The organism is Duganella sp. BJB1802 (genome assembly GCF_013369445.1).
Classification (GTDB): Bacteria; Pseudomonadota; Gammaproteobacteria; order Burkholderiales; family Burkholderiaceae_D; genus Rugamonas; species Rugamonas vulcania_A.
The window spans coordinates 154,948-178,737 of the sequence record NZ_JABWEF010000009.1 but is presented as its reverse complement, the minus strand read 5'-3'; the positions used below and the strand labels follow the sequence as shown (position 1 = coordinate 178,737).

Below are 23,790 nucleotides of genomic sequence, written 5' to 3'. Positions count from 1 at the left end.
TAGGATGGCGGCCTCGCGTCACGGCACGGCGGTTTGTGTGGATGCAAAGCTTGAATGTTTAATAATTGAGGGAAGAAGAAGATGTCTATGCAACGAGTTATGCTGCGCTCCAAGCTGCACCGGGTGACGGTCACGCAGGCGGATTTGAACTACGAGGGATCGTGCGGGATCGACCAGGACCTGCTGGACGCGGCCGATATCTGGGTCAACGAGAAGATCGAGCTGTACAACGTGAACAACGGCGAGCGTTTCGCCACGTACGCGATCCCGGGCCTGCGCGGCACCGGCGAGATTTCGCTGAACGGCGCCGCCGCGCGCCGCGCGCAATTGGGCGACCTGTTGATCATCTGCACCTACGCGCCGATGAGCGAAGAGCAGGCCCGCGACTACAAGCCGAAAGTCGTGTTCGTCGACGACAAGAACAAGATCAAAGGCATGAAATAAACCAACTTGGGGTCAAGTCTGACATTCGGACACGAGCTCTTCAGTAACGCCTGCTACTGAAGAGCTCGTGTCCGAATGTCAGACTTGACTCCAAATTACGTTTGGTTACGCAGCAGTTGCGACATGTACTGCGGCGTGATGCCCAGGAAGGACGCCACCACCTTCTGCGAGATGCGCTGCTCCAGCCCGGGATACTCGCGGCGGAACGCGCTCAGCCGGCCCTGCGCAGGCGAGGCGCTCTGGTAGCGCCGCCGGCTCTGGTCGATGATGCCGCGCTCCGACACTTTCAAATAATAATCGCGCAGCAGCCCGTTGCTGTGCGCCAGCTTGCTGATCTCCAGCCAGTCCAGCCGGTAACCGTGCACCGCCGTCTCCGCCACCACGAAATTGAGCGCCGGCTCGTCCTCGCGCGCGCGCAGCAGGTCGTCGTGCGCGGCCGCGGTCTCGCCGTCGGTCAGGAAATGCAAGGTCACTTCGTTGCCGGTCTCGGTGATGAAGCCGGTCCGCGCCACCCCGCTGTGCAGCCAGTGTACGCTGGAGGCCACCACCCCGATGCGCTGCAGATACTCGCCCTTGCGCAGGCTGACCGCCACCGCCAGCGGCGCCAACAGACGCGTCACCTCGTCATAGATGTCCGGCGTGACTTTGAAACGCCGGGCCACTGTCTCCCGGTACTTTGCTCTGTGATCTAAGAATGCCTGGTTCATGTTTGGTGGTGGTCCGCGTCCCGGCATGCAAATGGCCGCCGATAATCAGCCGGAAGTGTAAACGTTTTCTCAGTCCACAACGCAAGTTTTGTTGTGAATTGGAATGTAAATCGAAAATATATTTGAAACTTCAACCAGTTGAACGTGTTGTCAAATTGGCGTTACCATAGACTAACGAAATGCCAGCCGGCAATTCAAGATCGGCCCCCACCTCAAGCGAACGGAGAATGGAATGAAAATAAGCGACCTCAGCATCGGACGGCGTTTATCGCTGGGATTTGCCGTCATCCTGGCGATTCTGATACTGAACACCGGACTGGGCATCTACCGTCTGCAGGGCGTGGCCGAATCCACCCGCTCCATGATGGAGCTGCCGCTGGCCAAGGAGCGCCTGATCGCCGACTGGTACCGCGTGGTGTTCGCCGGCATCCGCCGCACCACCGCCGTGGCCAAGAGCGCCGACCCGGTGCTGGCCACCTTCTTCGCCGACGAGGCCAAGACCTCGACCGCCTACGCCCAGGGCCTGATCAAGAAGATCGAGGAGCTGGCCACCGACGACGACAAGGCGCTGATGGCCGATCTGGTCAACACCCGCAAGGCCTACGTGGCCGCGCGCGACGGCGTCATGAAGTCCAAGGCCGCCGGCGACGCCGACCAGGCCACCCGCCTGCTCGACGAGGCCTACATCCCGGCCGCCAAGACCTACGAGGCGATGCTGCAGAAAATGCTGGACCACCAGCGCAAGGAGATCGACGCCGCCGCCACCCGCATCGACCAGGTGGCCAAGGACAGCCGCAACCTGCTGATGGCGATGGCGGCGCTGGTGGTGGCCTTCAGCGTGGCGTTCGCGTGGTGGCTGACGACCGGCATCACCCGCCCCATCAACGAGGCGGTGGCGCTGGCCGAGTGCGTGGCCGCCGGCGACCTGGTCGAGCGCGGCCGCAGCGCCGCCAGCTACAGCGAGGACGAGCCGGGCAAGCTGCTGCAGGCGCTGCACCGCATGTCGGCCGCGCTGGTGGGCATCGTCGGCGACGTGCGCAGCGGCACCGACGCCATCTCCACCGCCTCGTCGCAGATCGCCGCCGGCAACCTCGACCTGTCCTCGCGCACCGAGCAGCAGGCCAGCTCGCTGGAGGAGACCGCCTCGTCGATGGAGGAGCTCACCGCCACCGTCAAACAGAACGCCGAGAACGCGCGCCAGGCCAACCAGTTGGCGGCGTCGGCCTCGGACGTGGCGCAGCGCGGCGGCGCCGTGGTGTCGGACGTGGTGCAGACCATGGCCTCGATCGACGCCTCGTCCAAGAAAATCGTCGACATCATCGGCGTGATCGACGGCATCGCCTTCCAGACCAACATCCTGGCGCTCAACGCGGCGGTGGAGGCCGCGCGCGCCGGCGAGCAGGGCAGGGGCTTCGCGGTGGTGGCCTCCGAGGTGCGCAACCTGGCGCAGCGCTCGGCCGGCGCGGCCAAGGAGATCAAGGCGCTGATCGACGATTCGGTCGGCAAGGTGGCGGCCGGCACGCGCCTGGTGGGCCAGGCGGGCAGCACGATGGAGGAGGTGGTCGGCAGCATCGGCCGGGTGACCGCCATCATGGCCGAGATCAGCACCGCCAGCGGCGAGCAGACCAACGGCATCGAGCAGATCAACAGCTCGATCACGCAGATGGATCAGGTGACGCAGCAGAACGCCGCGCTGGTGGAGCAGGCCGCCGCCGCGGCCGACGCGATGCAGGAGCAGGCGGCCCAGCTGGCGGCCGCGGTCAGCATCTTCAAGCTGGACGACGCCGCGCTGCGGCGCCCTCCGGTGCCGGGGCGCGCGCGCCCCGTGCTGGCTTAAAACAATCTAAACGGTTTACGCCTTTTCCGGCGAGCCGATGAAGCGGTAGATCGCCGCGCCCAGCAGCGCGCCGGCGATCGGCGCGACCCAGAACAGCCACAGCTGGCTGGTGGCCCAGTGGCCCACGTACAGCGCCACGCCGGTGCTGCGCGCCGGGTTGACCGAGGTGTTGGTGATCGGGATGCTGATCAGGTGGATCAGCGTCAGGCCCAGGCCGATCGGCAGCGGCGCGAAGCCCTTCGGTGCGCGCTCGTCGGTGGCGCCCAGGATGATCAGCAGGAACATCATGGTCATCACCACCTCGGTCACCAGCGCCGCCAGCAGCGAGTAGCCGCCCGGCGAGTGGGCGTCGTAGCCGTTGGAGGCGAAGCCGTCCATGACGTTGAAGCCGGCCTTGCCGCTGGCGATGGTGTACAGCACGCCGCCGGCGACGATCGCGCCCAGCACCTGGGCCACGATGTAGGGCAGCAGCTTGTTGGCCGGGAAGCGGCCGCCGGCCCACAGGCCGATCGACACCGCCGGGTTCAGGTGGCAGCCCGAGATGTGGCCGATGGCGTAGGCCATGGTCAGCACCGTCAGGCCGAAGGCCAGCGACACGCCCAGCAGGCCGATGCCGACGCCGGGAAAGGCCGCCGCCACCACCGCGCTGCCGCAGCCCCCGAGCACCAGCCAAAACGTTCCGAAAAATTCCGCGCCATATTGTTTCATTTGATTCCCCATAATAAGATAGTCGATTTTGCATCATTTCCATGCAACGTTGGCAATCTAACCGGGAAGCGCGAAAAAGTCGAGTGCAGAGTTTTCAGGCGGACGGCATGCGCAGCAGCAAACGGGTGCGGGCGCCGTCGTCCAGCGCGCTGAGCGCGCCGCCCTGCACCTGCGCCAGCAGGCGCGCCGCGTACATCGGCAACGTGGCGTCGGCGGCCGGGCGCTCGGCCAGGCCGTGCAGGCAGGCGCGCTGCGCGGCCGGCAGCACGCCGGCGTATTCCAGCGTCAGCGCCCAGCCGCCGTCGTCCAGCGTGGCGCCCAGCACGATCGAGGTGCCGGCCGGCGTGTGCGCCGCCGCGTTCAGCAGCAGGTGCTCGAACAGCATGTGGCACAGCGCGTGGTCGGCCAGCAGCGTGGCGGCCTGCGCCGGCAGCATCACCGGATGGCTGCGGGCGACGGCGGCGGTGGCGCGCGCCAGCAGCGCGTCCAGCGCCACCGGTGCGGCGCGCGGCTGGCAGGCGCCCTGTTCGATGCGGCACAGCTCCAGCGACAGCCCTGCCAGCCGCAGCGCGTGGCGCGCGGCCTGGTCCAGCGTGTCGAGCCGGGCGCGGTGCGCCGGGCTGGCCGCCAGCGCCGGATCGGCCAGCAGCTGCCCGCTGGCGGCCAGCACCTCGGCCAGCGGCGCGGCCAGGTCGTAGCGGCTCAGCCGTTCGAGCTCCTCGCGCAGCTGGGCGTTGTCGGCCACCGCGCTGTTCTGCCGCCGCAGCTCGGCCATGGTGCCGGCCAGCCGCAGGTGGGTGCGCAGGCGCGCCTTCAGGATGGCCGGGTCGACCGGCTTGGTCACGTAGTCCACCGCGCCCAGCTCCAGCCCGCCGACGATGTCGTCCGCCTGGTCCTTGGCCGACAGGAAGATCACCGGGATGTCGGCGGTGGCCGGGTCGGCCTTGAGCCGGCGGCACACCTCGAAGCCGTCCATCTCCGGCATCATCACGTCGAGCAGGATGAGGTCGGGCCGGTGCACGGGGATGATCTCCAGCGCCTTCTTGCCGGAGATCGCCACCTTCACGCCGTAGCCTTCCTCGGCCAGCATGCCGGCGATCACCTTGATGTTGGTGGCGATGTCGTCCACCACCAGCACGGTGGCCTCGCGCAGCCGCTCCTCCAGCGGCCGCTCCATGCCGATCAGCGGCGCCGGCGCGGCCGCGACGGCGGCGGCCGGCATGGCGGCGCGGCGAATGGCCGCACGGCGCGCCGCCGCGTCGCCGCGCGACTGGAACATCGCCTGCAGCTTGCTGTGGAAGGTGGCCAGGGTAAACGGCTTGATCAGGCAATCGGTCACGCCGGCCTGGGCCGCCGCGCGCAAGCCTTCGCGGTTGGCCTCGCTCGGCAGCAGCATGAAGGGCAGCTCGGCGTCGGCCATGTTGGCGCGCACCCACTGCAGCAATTGCAGGCCGCTCATGCCCGGCATGTCGAGGTCGGCGATGACGGCGGCGATCGGCCGCTCCGCGAGGATGCGGCAGGCCTCCTCGCCGCTGCCGGCCAGGAACACGCTGACGAAGCCGAGGTCGGACAGGATGCCCTTGACCACGGAGCGCATCTGCTGGTTGTCGTCCACCACCAGCAGCGGCAGGGTCGGATCGATATTCAAGGCGGGCATAGGCGGCTTCCAGAATGATAGTAATTTGGCGTCCGGCGCGCGGTTGCGCGGGTGCAACAGGCGCGCGGGGAGCGTGCCCACCGGGCCACATCTTAACGTTAAATTATTTCCCTTCGGAAGCTATTTAAAATCCTGTCGCGTAAAACAACCGATACAATTGAATCGCCACCTACATTGTGGCGCGTGCTTTATTTCTGGGATACAGTTGGATGCACGGCGCCCTGCGAACGCGGCGCCGGCACACTACAGTGGGGTGGCGTCCAGTGAAGAACAATAGCGGATTCGACGGTAAGATGCTGCTTCCCTTCGGCCTGGCCGGCGGGGGCGCCCTGGGGACCATCGCGGCCGGCTGGAGCGCGTGGGGCTGGTACACCATCCTGTGGGCGGCGCTGCTCATCGCCGCCGCGGCCTGGAGCGTGCGCGGCGCCGGCCTGCCCGGCGGCGGCGAGCGCGCCATGATCGAGGACTACCTGGCCGCGCGCGAACGCTTCGGCGACGCCGTGCTGCCGATCTGGTGCCGCCACATCGAAAATTCCCGCAGCCAGATGGAGGAGGCGGTGGCCGACCTGGCCGGGCGCTTCTCCAGCATCGTCGACAAGCTCGACGACGCGGTCCACGTGTCCAGCCACGACAGCGGCCACGGCGGCAACGCCATGACCGAGATCTTCTCGCGCAGCGAAACCCAGCTCGGCTCGGTGGTGACGTCGATGAAGTCGGCCATGTCGTCCAAGCAGGCCATGCTGGCGCAGATCAAGGACCTGGAACGCTTCACGCGCGAGCTGCGCGACATGGCCGAGGGCGTGGCCAGCATCGCCGCGCAAACCAACCTGCTGGCGCTCAACGCCGCCATCGAGGCGGCGCGCGCCGGCCCGGCCGGGCGCGGCTTCGCGGTGGTGGCCACCGAGGTGCGCAACCTGTCGAGCCGCTCGGCCGAGACCGGCCGCAACATCTCCAACCGCGTCGGCCTGATCAGCAGCGCCATCCTGGCCGCCAGCCAGGCCGCCGAGCTGTCGAGCGAGCAGGAGGACAAGTCCATGCAGTCGGCCGAGGGCATGATCGCCGCCGTGCTGCAGGACTTCCGCGCGATGACCGACGCGCTGGTGCAGTCGTCCGACAAACTCAAGCAGGACAGCATCGGCATCCAGGGCGAGGTCGGCGAGGCGCTGGTGCAGCTGCAGTTCCAGGACCGCGTCAGCCAGGTGATGGCGCACGTGCGCGAGAACATGGAGCAGTTGCCGGCGCTGCTGCGCGACAACCGCGACCGCTACGAGGCCGGGCAGGTGCTCGAGCCGCTCGACGCCCAGCCGTTGCTGAACGACCTGCAGAAGACCTACGCCATGGCCGAGGAGCACGCGGTGCACGGCGGCTCGAGCCACGCCGCGCCGGTGGCCGCGGCGGCCGACGAGATCACCTTTTTCTGACGTTTAAACGGGGAGCAGGACATGGCTAAAACCATCATGGTGGTCGACGATTCGGCCTCGCTGCGGCAAGTGGTCGGCATCGCGCTCAAGGGCGCCGGCTACGACGTCATCGAAGGGCGCGACGGCGTCGACGCGCTGTCCAAGTGCACCGGCCAGAAGATCCACCTGGTCGTGTGCGACGTCAACATGCCCAATATGGACGGCATCACCTTCGTGCGCCAGTTCAAGCAACTGCCGCTGTACAAGTTCACGCCGGTGATCATGCTCACCACCGAGTCGCAGGAGAGCAAGAAGGAAGAGGGCAAGGCGGCCGGCGCCAAGGCCTGGGTGGTCAAGCCGTTCAAGCCCGAGGTGCTGCTGGGCGCGGTGGCCAAACTTGTGATGCCATAACCTGACGGAGGACGCCATGTCCGATGCAAACGGGGCCGCCGTGGCCCGCGTCGCCCTCGACGGCGAGATGACCATCTACCGCGCCGCCGACCTCAAGGCGATCGTGCTCGACGCGCTGCGCAAGACCCGGGTGCTGGAGCTCGACCTGTCCGGCGTCACCGAGCTCGACACGGCCGGCCTGCAGGTGCTGATGCTGGCCAAGCAGACCGCCCACGCCGACCAGCGCGAACTGCGCCTGGTCAAGCACAGCCCGGCGGTGCTGGAGGTCTTCGACATGCTGGACCTGGGCGCCTTCTTCGGCGACGCGCTGCTGATGCACGCCTGATCGTTTTATCCGCGTTTCATCTGTTTAATTTTGTTCCGAGGGCATGACCATGAACCTGGACGAAGCACTACAGACCTTCATCACCGAAAGCCGCGAGCTGCTGGAAGACATGGAGAACGCGCTGCTCAACGTCGACATCGCGGGCGAGCAGGGCGAGGCGATCAACGCCATCTTCCGCGCGGCGCACACCATCAAGGGCTCGGCCGGGCTGTTCAGCCTGGACCACATCGTCGCCTTCACCCACGTGGTCGAGAGCCTGCTCGACGAGGTGCGCGACGGCCGCGTCACGCTCAACGACGAGATGATCGTGCTGCTGCTGTCGTGCTGCGACTATCTGTCCGGCATGACCGACGCGCTGGCCGCCGGCCGGCTCGACGCCGACCCCGACACCGCGCCCGAGGGCGAGATGCTGCTGCAGCAGCTGCGCCGCCACATGGCGGGCGGCTCGGCCGACGCCCACGCGGCGCCGGCGGACGCGCCGTTGGCGGTGCACGCCGAACCCGGCGTCGAGCGCATCGACCAGGACAGGGGCGACAGCGACTACTGGCATATCTCGCTGCGCTTCGGCCGCGGCGTGCTGCAGAACGGCATGGACCCGATCGCCTTCCTGCGCTACCTGGCCAAGCTGGGCCGGATCGTCGGCATCGCCACCGTGCCGGACGCGCTGCCGGCCGCCGACGACATGGACGCCGAGCTGTGCTACCTGGGCTTCGAGATCGCCTTCGACAGCACGGCCGACCGCGAGGCCATCGCCGGCGTGTTCGAGTTCGTGCAGGACGATTGCGAGATCCGCATCATCCCGCCGCACAGCAAGGTGTCGCACTACGTCGACCTGATCCGCGCGCTGCCGGAGCAGGCCGCGCGCCTGGGCGAGATCCTGGTGCGCTGCGGCAGCGTCACCGCGCACGAGCTCGAGGGCGCGCTGCACCAGCAGTCCCATCCCGCCAACCCGCGGGACGACGCGCCGCCGCAGCAGCTGGGCAGCATCCTGGTCGGCGCCGGCAACGTGCCGCCGGTGGTGGTGGAGGCCGCGCTGGCCAAGCAGAAGCAGGTCAGCGAGCAGAAGGCGCAGGAGAGCCGCTCGATCCGCGTCGACTCCGACAAGCTGGATCGCCTGATCGACCTGGTGGGCGAGCTGATCATCGCCGGCGCGCGCGCCGACATGATCGGCCAGCACATCCACAACACCGAGCTGCAGGAATGCACCTCCACCTTGTCGGGCCTGGTGGAGGAGGTGCGCGACGCCGCGCTGGAGCTGCGCATGGTCAAGATCGGCGCCACCTTCAACCGCTTCCAGCGCGTGGTGCACGACGTCGCGCGCGAGCTGGGCAAGGACATCGGCCTGATCGTCGACGGCGAGGATGCCGAACTGGACAAGACCGTGGTGGAGAAGATCGGCGATCCGCTGATGCACCTGGTGCGCAACGCCATGGACCACGGCATCGAGCCGGGCGAGGCGCGGGTGGCGGCCGGCAAGCCGGCCAAGGGCATGATCAAGCTGAACGCCTTCCACGAATCGGGCAGCATCGTCATCGAGGTCAGCGACGACGGCGGCGGCCTGCGCAAGGAGAAGATCCTGGCCAAGGCGGTCGAGCGCGGGCTGGTCGACCCCGAGCGCAAGCTGACCGACAGCGAGATCTACAACCTGATCTTCGAGGCCGGCTTCTCCACCGCCGAGAAGATCACCAACCTGTCCGGGCGCGGGGTCGGCATGGACGTGGTCAAGCGCAACATCACGGCCTTGCGCGGCAGCGTCGACGTCTCCAGCCGCGAGGGCGCCGGCACCACCGTCACGGTGCGCCTGCCGCTGACGCTGGCCATCATCGACGGCTTCCTGGTGCAGGTGGGCGCCTCGGTGTTCGTGATCCCGCTCGACATGATCGAGGAGTGCATCGAGTACGCCACCGAACCGGGCCAAGACTACTGCAACCTGCGCGGCCAGGTGCTGCCGTTCGTGCGGCTGCGTTCGCTGTTCCGCATCGACGGCGCCGCCACGCGGCGCGAGAGCATTGTCGTGCTCAAGCTGGGCAACCAGCGCGCCGGGCTGGTGGTCGACACCCTGCTGGGCGAATTCCAGACCGTCATCAAGCCGCTCAGCCCCCTGTTCAGCGAAGTCAAATGCATCAGCGGCTCGACCATCCTGGGCAGCGGCGAGGTGGCGCTGATCCTGGACGTGGCCGCGCTGATGCACACCGTCAGCGGCAAGGGCGCCGCCGCGGCGCTGGCCGCCTAACCCCGGAGAGGACACCATGCACACAGCAGCGAACAACCTGGCCGCCAACGCGGTCACCTACGGCAGCAGTGCCATCGTGGCGCTGCAGAGCGGCGCCGCGCTGCCCAGCCAGTTCCTGACCTTCATGCTGGGCGACGACCCGTACGCGGTCGGCATCCTGCACATCAAGGAGATCATCGAATACGGCGCGCTGGCCACGGTGCCGATGATGCCGTCCTGCGTGCGCGGCGTGATCAACCTGCGCGGCGCGGTGGTGCCGGTGATGGACCTGTCGGCGCGCTTCGAGCGCGGCCCCAGCGCGATCGGCAAGCGCAGCTGCATCGTCATCGTCGAGGTCGACGGCGGCGACGGCAAGCAGGTGCTGGGCATGCTGGTGGACGCGGTCAACGCGGTGGTGGAGATCGCCGCCGGCGACATCGAGCCGGCGCCGTCGTTCGGCACCCGCATCCGGCCCGACTTCATCGCCGGCATCGGCAAGTGCAACGGCAAGTTCGTGATCCTGCTCGACATCGGCCGCGTGCTGTCGAGCGAGGAGATCGTCGAGATGGCGCGCGGCACCGTGGCCGGCTACCACGCCTGAGGCGGCGCCATGGCAGTCGTCATGATCACCGAGCGCGAGTTCCTGCAGTTCCAGCGCTTCATCTACGAGGCGGCCGGCATCTGCATGGCCAACGGCAAGCAGGCGCTGGTCAGCGGCCGGCTGGCCAAGCGCCTGGCGCACTACCAGCTCGACAGCTACGGCGACTACCTGCGCCTGCTCGAGAGCCGCGCCCAGCCGGCCGAGCTGCAGGTGGCGGTCGACCTGTTGACCACCAACGAGACCTATTTCTTCCGCGAGCCCAAGCACTTCGCGCTGCTGCGCGAGCTGGCGCTGGAGGCGCGCGACAAGCGCGCCACCATGCGCGTCTGGAGCGCGGCCAGCTCCAGCGGCGAGGAGGCCTACAGCGTGGCCATGGTGCTGGCCGACGTGCTGGACGAGGCGCCGTGGGAGGTGCTGGGTACCGACATCAGCACCCGCGTGCTGGAGCGCGCCCGCTGCGGTCACTATCCGATCGAGCGCGCCAGCCAGATGCCGCTGGCCTACCTGAAGCGCTACTGCCTCAAGGGCCAGGGCAGCGAGGACGGCACGCTGCTGGTCGAGCGGCCGCTGCGCCAGCGCGTGCAGTTCCGCCACCTGAACCTGAACGAGCCGCTGCCCAAGCTGGGCAGCTTCGACGTCATCTTCCTGCGCAACGTGATGATCTACTTCAACCTGGCGACCAAGCGCCAGGTGGTGGCGCGCCTGCTGGCGCTGCTGCGGCCGGGCGGCTACTTCCTGATCGGCCACTCGGAAACGCTGAACGACATCAACGACACCCTGGTCGCCGTGGCCCCCTCGATCTACCGCAAACCATGATCGCGACGCCGACCATGCCCGACTCCAAGCTCATCGATATCTTCCTGATGCCCGGCGATTATTTCGTCGGCGACGAGCAGTTCCGCGTGCGTACGCTGCTGGGGTCCTGCGTCTCGGTCACGCTGTGGCATCCGGGCCTGCGCATCGGCGCCATGTCGCACTTCCTGCTGCCGGGCAGCGGCGCCCGCAAGCGCCACGACAAGCCCGGCATGTACGGCGCCGACGCCATGGACCTGCTGATCCGCGGCATGCTGCGGCACGGCGTGCCGCTGGCCCAGTGCCAGGGCAAGATCTTCGGCGGCGGCGCCATGTTCCCGCGCTCCATCAAGGTGCGCGACATCGGCCTGCAGAACGGCGACTACGCGCGCAGCCTGCTGCAGCAGCAGGGCATCCGGGTGGTGTCCGAGAGCCTGTTCGGCGAGGGCCACCGGCAGCTGATCTTCACCATCCGCAGCGGCGAGGTGCTGAGCCGGCAGGTGCCGCCGGAACTGGCCGCCCGCCCGGCATCGCCGCACAAGGAGAAGCTATGAGCGCAATCAACGTGATGATCGTCGACGACTCGGCCGTGGTGCGCCAGGTGCTCAGCAGCCTGCTGAACGCGGCGCCCGGCATCAAGGTCGGCCACGCGGTGGCCAATCCGCTGCTGGCGATGGAGCGCATGAAGACCGAGTGGCCGGACGTGATCGTGCTCGACGTCGAGATGCCCAAGATGGACGGCATCACCTTCCTGCGCAAGATCATGGGCGAGCGGCCGACGCCGGTGGTGATCTGCTCGACCCTGACCGAGAAGGGCGCCCAGACCTCGGTCGAGGCGCTGGCCGCCGGCGCGGTGGCCATCATCACCAAGCCGCGGCTGGACCTCAAGCAGTTCCTGCACGACAGCGCCGACGAGCTGGTGTCGGCGGTGCGGGCGGCGGCCGGCGCCCGCGTCGGCAAGCTGGTTAACCGGCCGGCGCCGCCGCCGGTCACGGCCAAGCTCAACGCGGACGCCATCCTGCCGCCGTCCGAATACCGGCCGATGACCGCCACCACCGAGCGCGTGGTGGCGGTCGGCACCTCGACCGGCGGCACCCAGGCGCTGGAGGAGGTGCTGACGGCGCTGCCGCGCGTCTCGCCCGGCATCGTGGTGGTGCAGCACATGCCGGAGAAATTCACCGCCGCCTTCGCCGCGCGGCTCGACAGCGTGTGCCAGGTGCGGGTCAAGGAGGCGGCCAACAACGACCGCGTGCTGCAAGGGCTGGTGCTGATCGCGCCCGGCGGCAAGCACATGCTGCTGCGCCGCACCGGCGCCCAGTACTACGTCGAGGTGGTGGACGGCCCGCTGGTGAACCGCCACCGGCCCTCGGTGGACGTGCTGTTCCGCTCGGCCGCGCGCGCGGCCGGCGCCAACGCGCTGGGCGTGATCATGACCGGCATGGGCGACGACGGCGCCGCCGGCATGCTGGAGATGCACAAGGCCGGCGCCCGCACCGTGGCCCAGGACGAGGCCAGCTGCGTGGTGTACGGCATGCCCAAGGAGGCGGTCAAGCGCGGCGGGGTGGAGAAGTCGCTGCCGCTGAACGCGATCTACCGCGAAATCCTGCAACAGCTTTCCTACTGACGGCGGCCATCGTGAGCACCTCCATCCTGTCCGCCAGCCCCGCCGCCCCGCTCCACGTGTGGAGCGGCCAGCGCGTGCTGGTGGTGGAGGACAGCCTGGTGCAGCGCGGCTACCTGTGCGGCCTGCTGCGCCAGCTCGACTTCGGCGAGGTGCTGGAGGCGGCCGACGGCGTCGAAGCCCTGGCGGTGCTGGAGCGCCTGGGCGGCGACGGCGTGTTCCTGGTGCTGACCGACCTGGAGATGCCGGGCATGGACGGCATCGAGCTGACCTGCCAGCTGCGCGAACGGCAGCTGGCGCGCAACCTGATCGTGGTCAGCGCGCGCGATCCGCGCCTGCTGGAGGTGATCGAGAGCATGAACTTCGAGGACGCCTGCATGGACCTGCTGGGCACGCTGCTCAAGCCGGTGCAGCTGGACGCGCTGGCCATGCTGCTCGACCGCGCCGGCAAGAAGACCATCGTCAGCCCGGCCTGCGCGCGGCCGGAGATGCCGCCGCCGGAGGAGCTGGCGCAGGCCATCGCGCGCCAGGAATTCGTCCCGCACTTCCAGCCCAAGGTGACCATCCAGAACGGCCACCTGAAGGGCTTGGAGGCGCTGGCGCGCTGGCAGCATCCGACGCGCGGGCTGCTGGCGCCGCTGTACTTCATCGAGGCGCTGGAGGGCACGCCGCTGATGGAGGAGTTCACGCTGCTGATGGTGCGCCAGGTGCTGGACCGGCTGCTGGAGTGGAAGCGGCAAGGCCTGCCGCCGCTGACGGTGTCGGTCAACCTGTCGGCCGACAACCTGGCCGAGCGCGGCTTCATCGACCGCCTGATGGCGCTGGTGAGCGGCTCCGGCGTGCCGCCGTCCGCGCTGGTGTGGGAAGTGACCGAGACCAGCGTGATGCGCCAGCTGTCGCAGGCGCTGACCAACATGGGGCGGCTGCGGCTGATGGGCTTCGGCCTGGCGATGGACGATTTCGGCATCGGCTACTCGTCGATGCAGCAGTTCGCCCGCTGCCCGTTCACCGAGCTCAAGATCGACCGCGCCTTCGTCCACGGCGCGTGGCAGTGGCCGAACCGGCACATGGTGCTCAAGAGCGCGCTGGACCTCGGCCAGAGCCTGGGCGTGGCCACCGTGGCCGAAGGCGTGGAGACGCTGGCCGACTGGCGGCTGCTGCGCAGCCTGGGCTGCGACATGGCGCAGGGCTACCTGCTGGCCAAGCCGATGCCGGCCGGCGAGCTGGTGGCCTGGATCCGCCACGAGCGGCGCCGCCTGCGCGAGCTGGCGGAGCAACCGTAGTCCGGCAAGTCCGTACGGTTTCATCAACTGGGAGGCGATATGTTGTCTACATTAACGGTCAGGGCCAAGATCATCATCCTGCTGTCGGTGGCGGTGCTGGCGCTGGTGGCGGTGGTCGCGATCGCCTTCGTCGGCTTGAAGCAGGACGCGGCCATGCTGGCGGAGGTCGGCAGGAACCGGCTGCCTTCGGTGCAGGGGCTGCTGCAGGTGAGCGAGGGCCAGACCGCGGTACGCTCGGCCAACCGCGCCATGGACGCGGTGGCGGCCTATCCCGAAAACTTCGACCAGATCGCGCAACAGCTCAAGCGCAAGCAGGAGATCTGGGCCGGCATCGACAAGGGCTGGAAGATCTACGAGCCGCTGCCGCAGGAACCCGAGGAGGAGGCGCTGTGGAAGGTGTTCGTCAAGCAGTGGGATGCCTGGAAGGCGCGCGACGTGATCATCGGCGAGGCGGCCGGCCGGATCGCGCGGTCCGCCCCCGGCCAGCGCAAGGAGCTGTTCGTCGCGCTGCACAAGGCGGTCGTCGAGGCCGGGCCGTTCTTCCACGACGCCGAGGACAGCCTGAACAAGCTGGTGGCGCTCAACGTCGGCTACGGCGACGCCGCCGTGCGCCAGGCCGACACCTCGTCGGCGCACGCGCTCAACCTGATGTACACGACCGGCGGCGTGGCGCTGGCGCTGCTGGTGGCGATCGGCCTGTTGATCCTGAACGGCATCATGCGCCAGCTGGGCGGCGATCCGGCCTACGCGGCCGAGATCGTGCGGCAGGTGGCCGAGGGCGACCTCAGCGCCGACGTCGCGCTCAGGAACGGCGACAGCACCAGCCTGCTGGCGGCGATGAAGGGCATGATAGCCAGGCTGTCGCACGTGGTGCAGGAGGTGAACAACGGCGCCGAGTCGCTGGCCAGCGCCTCCGAGGAGGTCAGCGCCACCGCGCAGGCGCTGTCGCAGGCCGCCAGCGAGCAGGCCGCCGGCACCGAGGAGACCAGCGCCTCGGTCGAGCAGATGACCGCCTCGATCTCGCAGAACACGGAAAACGCCAAGGTCACCGACGGCATCGCCAGCAAGGCGGCGCTGGAGGCGGCCGAGGGCGGCGAGGCGGTCAGGTCGACGGTGGCGGCGATGCGGCAGATCGCCAAGAAGATCAGCATCATCGACGACATCGCCTACCAGACCAACCTGCTGGCCTTGAACGCGGCGATCGAGGCGGCGCGCGCGGGCGAGCACGGCAAGGGCTTCGCGGTGGTGGCGGCCGAGGTGCGCAAGCTGGCCGAGCGCAGCCAGGTGGCGGCGCAGGAGATCGAGCAGGTGGCGTCGAGCAGCGTGCAGCTGGCCGAGAAGGCCGGCCGCCTGCTCGACGAGATGGTGCCCAACATCCGCAAGACGTCCAACCTGGTGCAGGAGATCACGGCGGCGTCGGAGGAGCAGTCGGCCGGCGTCGGCCAGATCAACGCCGCCGTCACCCAGCTGAGCCAGACCACCCAGCAGAACGCCTCCAGTTCCGAGGAGCTGGCCGCCACCGCCGAGGAGATGAGCGGCCAGGCCGAGCAGCTGCAGCAGACCATGTCCTTCTTCACGCTGGCCGGCGCTTCGCGGCCGGCGCGTGCGGGCGGGGAGCGCAAGCCGGGCAGGCCGGACAAGCCCGGGCCGGCCGGCAAGGCGCCGGCGCGGCCGCGCGGCGGCAGCCACCGCATGGCCGACATGAGCGATCCGGACGAATCGCATTTCGTCAAATTCTGAGCGAGGCGCAGATGAACACCATGACCACACCGGCGCAATACCTCAGCTTCATGCTGGGCCAGGAGATGTTCGCCATCGGCATCCTGGCGGTGCGCGAGATCCTCGAGTACGCCGGCGTGACGCCGGTGCCGCAGATGCCGGCCTGTATCAGCGGCGTCATCAACCTGCGCGGCACGGCGGTGCCGGTGCTGGACCTGGCGCGCCGGCTGGAGCGCGCGCCGTCGCCGATCGGCAAGCGCACCTGCATCATCGTGGTCGAGGTCGACAGCGGCGGGGATGGCGCCTTCGTGATCGGCATCCTGGTCGACGCCGTCAACGCCGTGCTCGACATACCGCCGGCCGAGATCGAACCGGCGCCCAGCTTCGGCGCCCAGGTGCGCGCCGAGCTGCTGCAGGGCATCGGCAAGGTGGATGGCCGCTTCGTGTTGCTGCTCAACGTGCAGCACGTGGTGGCGGCCAGCGAGCTGGCCGCGCTGGCCGAGGGCGGCGCGTTGGCGCAGGCTTCCTAGCGGGCCCATCCGGCGGCCGCGTGGGATGCGCGCCACAGGTGGGAATTGGTGAGAATTGCGGCGGCCGATTGGTTCACAATGACTCGTGACCCTCCCCGCCGATTGGAGAAAGCGCTCATGTTCAAACAGATGAAAATGGAAACCCGGCTGCATGCCGGCTTTGGCGGCATCGTGCTGCTGGTGGTGCTGCTGGGCGTGATCGCGTTCGCCAAGCTCAGTTCGCTGCACGGGCACTGGAACGATTTCGAGACCATCACGCTGGCGCGCAAGAACGCCGTGCTGGAGGGCGTCACCGCGCACGGCGAGGCGGTCCATCACTTCAAGAACTACATGCTGCGCGGCGGCGACAACAACAGCAAGTTCCGCGCCGACCTGGCCGCCATCGACAAGAGCATGGGCGACTACAAGGGGGCCGGCGGCCTCACGCCCGAGGAGCAGACGCTGCTGAGCGACGTGGTGGCCGCCACCCGCAGCTACGGCGACAGCATGACCCAGCTGGAGGCCATGCACGAGAAGGGCATGTCGGCGCAGGAGATGGACAAGTCCATCAAGGGCGCGGACGAAGCCATCGCCGCCGCCTTCCGCAAGCTGCTCAAGGTCAACGACGGCGAGACCCGGGCCGAATCGGCCGCCATGACGGAAGTGACCGACTCCGCCAAGCGGCTGATACTGGGCATGGACATCCTGATCTCGGTGCTGGGCTGCGTGCTGGCGGTGTGGCTGGCGCGCAGCCTGTCGGGCATCGTGCGCGAGGTGCAGATGGTGGTCGGCAGCCTGGCCGGCGCCTCCGAGGAGGTGAGCTCGACCGCGCAATCGCTGTCGCAGGCGGCCAGCGAGCAGGCCGCCGGCGTCGAGGAGACCAGCGCCTCGATCGAGCAGATGACGGCGTCGATCGCGCAGAACACCGAGAACGCCAAGGTCACCGACGGCATCGCCACCCAGGCGGCGGTGGACGCGGCGCGCGGCGGCGAGGTGGTCAAGGCCACGGCGATGGCGATGAAGCAGATCGCCGGCAAGATCGGCATCATCGACGACATCGCCTACCAGACCAACCTGCTGGCGCTGAACGCGGCGATCGAGGCGGCCCGTGCGGGCGAGCACGGCAAGGGCTTCGCGGTGGTCGCGGCCGAGGTGCGCAAACTGGCCGAGCGCAGCCAGGTGGCGGCGCAGGAAATCGGCAAGGTGGCGGCCGACAGCGTGGAGCTGGCCGAGCAGGCCGGCCAGATGTTCGACGCGCTGGCGCCGAATATTCGCAAGACGTCGGAACTGGTGCAGGAGATCGCGGCGGCGTCGGAGGAGCAGAGCTCCGGCGTGCGGCAGATTAACAGCGCGGTGGGTCAGCTGAGCCAGACCACCCAGGTCAACGCGGCCAGCTCGGAGGAGCTGGCGGCCACGTCGGAGGAGATGAGCGCCCAGGCCGAGCAGCTGGGCCTGTTGATGGCGGTGTTCAAGCAGTACGCGGTCGACACCGCGCCGCGCGCCGCGCCACGGCGCGCCGCCGTGCTGAGGCCGGGCGCCAAGCCGGCGCCGGCGCGTCCGTCGCGCAAGCTCGACCTGGTGGCCGAGGGCGCGCCGGACGAGACCAAGTTCACGCGCTTCTGATCACGGCTTGACGAACTTCAGCGTCATGCGGTCGCTCTCGCCGATGGCCTTGTACTTGGCGCGGTCCTCGTCCTTGTTGGCGTAGGTCGGCGGCAGCGCCCACACGCCTTCCTTGTGCTCGGCGTTGTCCTTCGGATTGGCGTTGACCTCCGACTTGTCGGCCAGCTTGAAGCCGGCCGCCTCGGCCAGGCCGATCACATATTTCTCATGCATGTAGCCGGTGCTGGCCTCCTTGTCCTGGGTCTTGGAGGCAGGCAGGCGGTGCTCCACCACGCCGAACACGCCGCCCTTCTTCAGGCTGGTGAAGACGCTGGCGAACAGCGGCTTCAGGGTGTCCGGCCCGCCCGCCATCCAATTGTGGATGTTGCGGAACGTGACCACCATGTCGACGCTGCCGGCCGGCGCGAACTCATACTTGTTGCGCGGCGGCGAGAACACGCCCAGCGCCACCTTGTTGTACACCTCGGGCTTGGTGTTCAGGTACGCCATGAAGCGCTCGGCCGCCTTGCGCTCGTTGGCATTGGGCGAGGCCAGGTCGTTGCCGGCGGCGATCAGCTTGCCGTGGTCGCGCAGATAGGGCGCCAGGATCTCGGTGTACCAGCCGCCGCCCGGGGCCAGCTCGACCACCGTCATGGTCGGCTTGATGCCGAAAAAGCTCAGCGTCTCGTACGGATGGCGATAGACGTCGCGCTCCACATTGGCCGGCGTGCGCGACGGCGCCGCGATGGCGGCCTTCAGCGCCGCGTCCTCGGCGGCGAAGGCGCCGCCCGCGATCAGCATGGTGGTGGCGAGGACGGCAAGTACGGTTCGTTTCATGCAGGGTCTCCTGATGGATCATGGTTGTGGCGACGCGCAGCCGCTCGCCCAGCGCGATCATCGGCCAACCTTGCAAGTTGGTCAAGCGAATTGGGACGGCGCTCCATCCCGCAGTGACCGCGCGGCCGGCGGACACCTGGCGGACACTTCCGGACACTCGCGGACACTCGCGCGGACAGTCCGGCGGACACCCGGGCCACGGCAAACATGGCAAATGCACCAACTTGCAACATGAAAACCCGTGGCACACATTTTGCCTATCTCGTTCCTTAATCCGGCGCTAATATTGCAAAACCCGCGGAAACGGCGGCGGATATTCAGGTGTAGTGCGAAGCAACGAGCGGTAACGAAGTAGTTCCAGCTGGAAGAGCAAATAAAAAGCAGAATCCCGGGCGACCGGCCCGCAATCCTATCCTTGCTGTTACGTTTTTGGAGATACGATGGAACGACGTGCATTCCTCAATGTTAGTAGTCTGGCCCTGGGCACGATGTTGCTGCCCGCCTTCGGCCGCGCAATCGCGGCGGAAGAGCTGCTCAAGCCAGTCGCCCTTCAATTCAAGAAAATGCTGGCCGACACCGCGATGACCGCGGCGACCCAGGCCGGCGCTTCCTACTGCGACGTGCGGGTGGGACGCTATCTGAACCAGTTCATCACCACCCGCGACCTGAACGTCGAAAACGTGGTCAACACGGAGTCGGCCGGCGTCGGCGTGCGCGTGATCGCCGGCGGCGCCTACGGCTTCGCCGCCACCAACGACATGACGCCGGACGGCGTGGCCGGCGCCGCGCGCCAGGCGGTCGCCATCGCCAAGGCCAACGCCAAGCTGCAGACCGAACCGGTGATCCTGGCGCCGGTCAAGGGCGTGGGCGAAGTGGCGTGGGCCACGCCCATCGTCAAGGACTGGCGCACCGTCGCCATCAAGGACAAGGCCGAGTTGCTGATCGCCGCCAACAAGGCCGGCATGGAGGGCGGCGCCAGCTTCATGCAGTCGCTGCTGTTCCAGGTGAACCAGCAGAAGTACTTCGCCTCCACCGACGGCTCCTACATCGACCAGGACATGCACCGCCTGTGGATGCCGGTGTTCGCCACCGCCGTCGACCAGAAGACCAACAAGTTCCGCTCGCGCCAGGGCCTGTCGGCGCCGGTCGGCATGGGCTACGAATACCTGGACGCGCGGCCCGAGCACAAGATCAAGGCGGCCGGCGGCGTGACCACGCTGTACACCAAGTCCTACGACCTGATCGAGGACGCGCGCGCGGCCGGCAAGCAGGCCAAGCAGAAGCTGACCGCCAAGTCGGTCGAGCCGGGCAAGTACGACCTGGTGCTGTCGCCGGAACACCTGTGGCTGACCATCCACGAATCGGTCGGCCACCCGACCGAGCTCGATCGCGTGCTGGGCTACGAGGCCAACTACGCCGGCACCAGCTTCGCCACGCTCGACAAATGGCAGTCGAAGAAATTCAAGTACGGCTCGGACCTGGTCAACATCGTGGCCGACAAGACCACGCCGGGCTCGCTGGCCAACGTCGGCTACGACGACGAGGGCGTGCAGTGCAAGCGCTGGGACATCATCAAGGACGGCATCCTGGTCAACTACCAGGCCACGCGCGACCAGGCCCACATCATCGGCGAGAAGGAATCGCACGGCTGCTCGTACGCGGACAACTGGAGCAGCGTGCAGTTCCAGCGCATGCCCAACGTCTCGCTGCAGGCGGGTAAAAAGAAGATGACCCCGGACGAGATGGTCAAGGACGTCAAGAAGGGCATCTACATCGTCGGCGACGGTTCCTTCTCGATCGACCAGCAGCGCTACAACTTCCAGTTCGGCGGCCAGCTGTTCTACGAAATCAAGAACGGCAAGATCGGCGAGATGCTGGAGGACGTGGCCTACCAGTCGAACACGCAGGAGTTCTGGAACGCCTGCGCCGGCCTGTGCGACGAGCGCGATTGGCGCATGGGCGGCTCCTTCTTCGACGGCAAAGGGCAGCCTTCGCAGGTGTCGGTGGTGTCGCACGGCGCCAGCACGGCGCGCTTCAACGGCATCAACGTCATCAACACCGCACGCAAAATCGGCTAAGCCCTGGAGACCACGAGATGAAGAATTTGAGTCAAGACGAAGCAAAACGCATCTGCGACAAGGTGCTGTCCCTTTCCAAGGGCGACCAGTGCGAAGTGAACATCACCGGCAGCCGCAAGGGCAACATCCGCTACGCGCGCAACGCCGTGTCGACCGCCGGCTTGATCGAGGATACGCAGATGACCGTGTCGGTCGCCTTCGGCAAGAAGCAGGGCATCGCCAGCATCAACGAGTTTGACGACAAGTCGCTGGAAAAAGCCGTGCGCCGCGCGGAGGACCTGGCCCGCCTGGCGCCGGAGAATCCGGAGTTCATGCCGACGCCGACCAAGCAGGAATACAAGGCCAGCCAGACCTTCTTCCAGAAGACCGCCGACATCGATCCCGAATTCCGCGCGCAGGTGGCGGCCTACAGCATCGAGAACAGCAGGAAGAACAAGCTGGTGGCGGCGGGCTTCTTCACCGACAGCGCGCAGTTCACCACCATCGCCAACTCCAACGGCGTGTTCGGCTACCAGCAGGATACGGGGCTGGACTTCACCGTCACCGTGCGTACGGAAGACGGCCGCGGTTCGGGCTGGGTCAAGCGCAGCGTGGGCGACGTCGGCAAGTTCGACGCGCGCGAGGCGTCCAACGTGGCGATCGAGAAGGCCTTGAAATCGGTGGACGCCAAGGCGCTGGAGCCGGGCCGCTACACGGTGATCCTGGAACCGGCGGCGACCTCGGACCTGCTGGGCTATATGTTCAGCGGCTTCGATGCGCGCCAGGCCGACGAGGGCCGCAGCTTCCTGTCGAAGAAGGGCGGCGGCAACCGCATGGGCGAGAAGCTGTTCGACGAGCAGGTCAACGTCTGGGCCGACCCTTGGGACAAGGACGTGGCGGTGCTGCCGTGGGACGGCCAGAACATGCTGGCCCGCGAGCGCATGGACATCATCAAGGGCGGCAAGGTGGCCAACCTGGATTACTCGCGTTTCTGGGCGCAGAAGCAGGGCAAGCGCGCCGTCGGCTCGCCGGGCAACATCATCATGGCCGGCACCAACAAGTCGACCCAGGAGCTGATCGCCAACACCAAGAAGGGCGTGCTGGTCACGCGCACCTGGTACATCCGCATGGTCGATCCGCAGTCGGTGCTGCTGACCGGCTTGACGCGCGACGGCACCTTCTACATCGAGAACGGCAAGATCAAGCATCCGATCAAGAACTTCCGCTTCAACGAAAGCCCGGTGACGATGTTGAACAACATCGAGGAACTGGGCCGGCCGGAAATCCTGGCGGGTGACGAGTCGCAGTACCAGTTGCTGATACCGGCGATGCGGGTGCGCGACTTCAACTTCACCTCGTTGTCGGACGCGGTGTAAGGCATCAGGGGCCGGATCCGATTCCGGCCCTGTTACGTTCATCAGGGAGTCAAAGTGGAACGACGTTCATTTCTAAAAATCGGTGCGGCGGCGGGCGGCAGCTTGCTGATACCGGTGTTCGGCAACGCCATCGCGGCCGAGGAGCTGCTCAACCCCGTGGCCGTGCAGTTCAAGAAATCGCTGGCCGACGCCGCGATGAACGCCGCCACCAAGGCCGGCGCCAGCTACTGCGACGTCCGTATCGGCCGCTACCTGAACCAGTTCCTCACCACGCGCGACCTGAACGTGGAAAACATCGTCAACACCGAATCCTCCGGCGTCGGCGTGCGCGTGATCGCCAACGGCGCCTATGGCTTCTGCTCGACCAACGTGATGACGCCGGACTCGGTGGCCGCCGCCGCGCGCCAGGCGGTCGCCATCGCGCGCGCCAACGCCAAGCTGCAAACCGAGCCTGTGGTGCTGGCCCCCGTCAAGGGCGTGGGCGAAGTGGCGTGGGCCACGCAGTTCAAGAAGGACTGGCGCACCGTGCCGATCAAGGAAAAGGCCGAGATGCTCATCGCCGCCAACAAGGCCGGCCTGGACGCGGGCGCCAGCTTCATGTCGTCCAACCTGTTCCAGGTGAACCAGCAGAAGTACTTCGCCTCCACCGACGGCTCCTACATCGACCAGGACATCCACCGCCTGTGGGCGCCGCTGACCGCCACCGCCGTCGACAAGGCCACCAACCGCTTCCGCACGCGCGACGGGCTGTCGTCGCCGGCCAGCATGGGCTATGAGTTCTTCGACGCGAAGGACGCCAACAAGATCAAGGCCGCCGGCAACGTCACCACGCTGTACAAGGGCGCCTACGATTTGATCGAGGACGCGCGCGCCGCCGGCCGCCAGGCCCGCGAGAAGCTGACCGCGAAAACCGTCGAACCGGGCAAGTACGACCTGGTGCTGTCGCCGGAACACCTGTTCCTGACCATCCACGAGTCGGTCGGCCACGCCACCGAGCTGGATCGCGTGCTGGGCTACGAGGCCAACTACGCCGGTACCAGCTTCGCCACGCTGGACAAGTGGAAGAGCAAGAACTTCAAGTATGGATCGGAGCTGGTCAACATCGTCGCCGACAAAACCACGCCAGGCTCGCTGGGCTGCGTGGGCTACGACGACGAGGGCGTGGCATCGAAGCGCTGGGACCTGATCCGCAACGGCATCCTGGTCAACTACCAGGCCACGCGCGACCAGGCGGCCATCATCGGCGAGAAGGAATCGCACGGCTGCTCATACGCGGACAGCTGGAGCAGCGTGCAGTTCCAGCGCATGCCCAACGTGTCGCTGGAGGCGGGCAGGAAGCCGCTCACGCCGGACGACATGGTCAAGGACATCAAGAAGGGCATCTACATCCTGGGCCGGGGCTCGTACTCGATCGACCAGCAGCGCTACAACTTCCAGTTCGGCGGCCAACTGTATTTCGAAATCAAGAACGGCAAGATCACCAACCAGCTGGAGGACGTGGCCTACCAGTCCAACACGCAGGAGTTCTGGAACGCCTGCTCGGCGCTGTGCGATGAACGCGACTGGCGCATGGGCGGCTCCTTCTTCGATGGCAAGGGCCAGCCTTCGCAGGTGAGCGCGGTATCGCACGGATCGCCGACCACGCGCTTCAACGGCATCAACGTCATCAACACCGCTCGCAAGATAGGATAA

General features: G+C 67.4%; 21 protein-coding genes. 17 read left to right on the top strand and 4 right to left on the bottom strand.

Translation table 11 applies throughout. The features are described from left to right. Positions 1–87 precede the first annotated feature (87 nt). Positions 88–444 carry an aspartate 1-decarboxylase gene (gene panD / locus HUX88_RS16215; protein ID WP_117012711.1) on the top strand — a complete coding sequence of 119 codons (357 nt, stop codon included), beginning with the start codon at positions 88–90 and terminating at the stop codon, positions 442–444. A gap of 95 nt (positions 445–539) precedes the next feature. On the opposite strand, the gene HUX88_RS16210 is transcribed toward panD, so the two are convergent. Then, positions 540–1,106, bottom strand: coding sequence for a Crp/Fnr family transcriptional regulator (locus tag HUX88_RS16210; RefSeq protein WP_229213070.1), 567 nt, complete (start codon positions 1,104–1,106; stop codon positions 540–542). A 277-nt stretch (positions 1,107–1,383) separates the two neighbouring features. Between HUX88_RS16210 and HUX88_RS16205 the strand changes: the two genes are divergently transcribed. After that, positions 1,384–2,988: a methyl-accepting chemotaxis protein gene (locus tag HUX88_RS16205; protein ID WP_117012712.1), complete on the top strand. Its 1,605-nt coding sequence runs from the start codon at positions 1,384–1,386 to the stop codon at positions 2,986–2,988. A 15-nt stretch (positions 2,989–3,003) separates the two neighbouring features. Here HUX88_RS16205 and aqpZ read toward each other — a convergent pair whose 3' ends face one another. Continuing rightward, positions 3,004–3,696: an aquaporin Z gene (aqpZ, locus tag HUX88_RS16200; protein ID WP_117012713.1), complete on the bottom strand. Its 693-nt coding sequence runs from the start codon at positions 3,694–3,696 to the stop codon at positions 3,004–3,006. Positions 3,697–3,790: 94 nt separating this feature from the next. After that, positions 3,791–5,353, bottom strand: a complete 1,563-nt coding sequence (locus HUX88_RS16195; RefSeq protein ID WP_176362429.1) for a response regulator — start codon at positions 5,351–5,353, stop codon at positions 3,791–3,793. Between the two features lie 263 nt (positions 5,354–5,616). Here HUX88_RS16195 and HUX88_RS32990 point away from each other — a divergent pair, with 263 nt between their 5' ends. From HUX88_RS32990 to HUX88_RS16135, 12 genes are all read left to right on the top strand, one after another. Next, complete coding sequence (locus HUX88_RS32990; RefSeq protein ID WP_301547059.1) at positions 5,617–6,774, top strand: methyl-accepting chemotaxis protein; 1,158 nt, start codon at positions 5,617–5,619, stop codon at positions 6,772–6,774. A gap of 21 nt (positions 6,775–6,795) precedes the next feature. Beyond that, entirely contained in the window at positions 6,796–7,164 is a 369-nt protein-coding gene (locus HUX88_RS16185; RefSeq protein WP_117012716.1) for a response regulator, read from the top strand. Between the two features lie 16 nt (positions 7,165–7,180). Further along, complete coding sequence (locus HUX88_RS16180; RefSeq protein ID WP_117012717.1) at positions 7,181–7,489, top strand: STAS domain-containing protein; 309 nt, start codon at positions 7,181–7,183, stop codon at positions 7,487–7,489. A gap of 49 nt (positions 7,490–7,538) precedes the next feature. Beyond that, the gene (locus tag HUX88_RS16175) at positions 7,539–9,722 is read left to right on the top strand and encodes a chemotaxis protein CheA (RefSeq protein ID WP_176362428.1); all 2,184 of its coding nucleotides are present in this window, start codon (positions 7,539–7,541) and stop codon (positions 9,720–9,722) included. Between the two features lie 16 nt (positions 9,723–9,738). Next, positions 9,739–10,302, top strand: coding sequence for a chemotaxis protein CheW (locus HUX88_RS16170; protein ID WP_117012718.1), 564 nt, complete (start codon positions 9,739–9,741; stop codon positions 10,300–10,302). 9 nt (positions 10,303–10,311) lie between these two features. Further along, entirely contained in the window at positions 10,312–11,118 is an 807-nt protein-coding gene (locus HUX88_RS16165) for a protein-glutamate O-methyltransferase CheR (protein ID WP_117012719.1), read from the top strand. Next, positions 11,115–11,648, top strand: coding sequence for a chemotaxis protein CheD (locus HUX88_RS16160; protein ID WP_117012720.1), 534 nt, complete (start codon positions 11,115–11,117; stop codon positions 11,646–11,648). Before HUX88_RS16165 ends, HUX88_RS16160 begins: the two co-directional genes overlap by 4 nt. Beyond that, the gene (locus HUX88_RS16155; protein ID WP_176362427.1) at positions 11,645–12,718 is read left to right on the top strand and encodes a chemotaxis response regulator protein-glutamate methylesterase; all 1,074 of its coding nucleotides are present in this window, start codon (positions 11,645–11,647) and stop codon (positions 12,716–12,718) included. Before HUX88_RS16160 ends, HUX88_RS16155 begins: the two co-directional genes overlap by 4 nt. Before the next feature lie 11 nt (positions 12,719–12,729). Next, complete coding sequence (locus HUX88_RS16150) at positions 12,730–13,998, top strand: EAL domain-containing protein (protein WP_373886804.1); 1,269 nt, start codon at positions 12,730–12,732, stop codon at positions 13,996–13,998. A 39-nt stretch (positions 13,999–14,037) separates the two neighbouring features. Continuing rightward, a complete protein-coding gene (locus HUX88_RS16145) occupies positions 14,038–15,738 on the top strand; it encodes a methyl-accepting chemotaxis protein (protein WP_176362426.1) in 1,701 nt (566 codons plus the stop codon). 11 nt (positions 15,739–15,749) lie between these two features. Then, on the top strand, positions 15,750–16,247 hold the full coding sequence (locus HUX88_RS16140; RefSeq protein WP_117012723.1) for a chemotaxis protein CheW: 498 nt from the start codon (positions 15,750–15,752) through the stop codon (positions 16,245–16,247). 117 nt (positions 16,248–16,364) lie between these two features. Beyond that, entirely contained in the window at positions 16,365–17,849 is a 1,485-nt protein-coding gene (locus HUX88_RS16135; protein ID WP_176362425.1) for a methyl-accepting chemotaxis protein, read from the top strand. Here the strand turns inward: HUX88_RS16135 and HUX88_RS16130 are convergent, their stop codons facing one another. Beyond that, entirely contained in the window at positions 17,850–18,665 is an 816-nt protein-coding gene (locus HUX88_RS16130) for a class I SAM-dependent methyltransferase (protein ID WP_176362424.1), read from the bottom strand. Between the two features lie 440 nt (positions 18,666–19,105). On the opposite strand from HUX88_RS16130, the gene HUX88_RS16125 reads away from it, so the two are divergent. From HUX88_RS16125 to HUX88_RS16115, 3 genes are read left to right on the top strand one after another with little or no spacing between them, the layout of a single operon-like run. Next, positions 19,106–20,743: a TldD/PmbA family protein gene (locus HUX88_RS16125; RefSeq protein WP_117012726.1), complete on the top strand. Its 1,638-nt coding sequence runs from the start codon at positions 19,106–19,108 to the stop codon at positions 20,741–20,743. A gap of 17 nt (positions 20,744–20,760) precedes the next feature. Next, complete coding sequence (locus tag HUX88_RS16120) at positions 20,761–22,098, top strand: TldD/PmbA family protein (protein ID WP_176362423.1); 1,338 nt, start codon at positions 20,761–20,763, stop codon at positions 22,096–22,098. 54 nt (positions 22,099–22,152) lie between these two features. Next, on the top strand, positions 22,153–23,790 hold the full coding sequence (locus tag HUX88_RS16115; protein ID WP_176362422.1) for a TldD/PmbA family protein: 1,638 nt from the start codon (positions 22,153–22,155) through the stop codon (positions 23,788–23,790).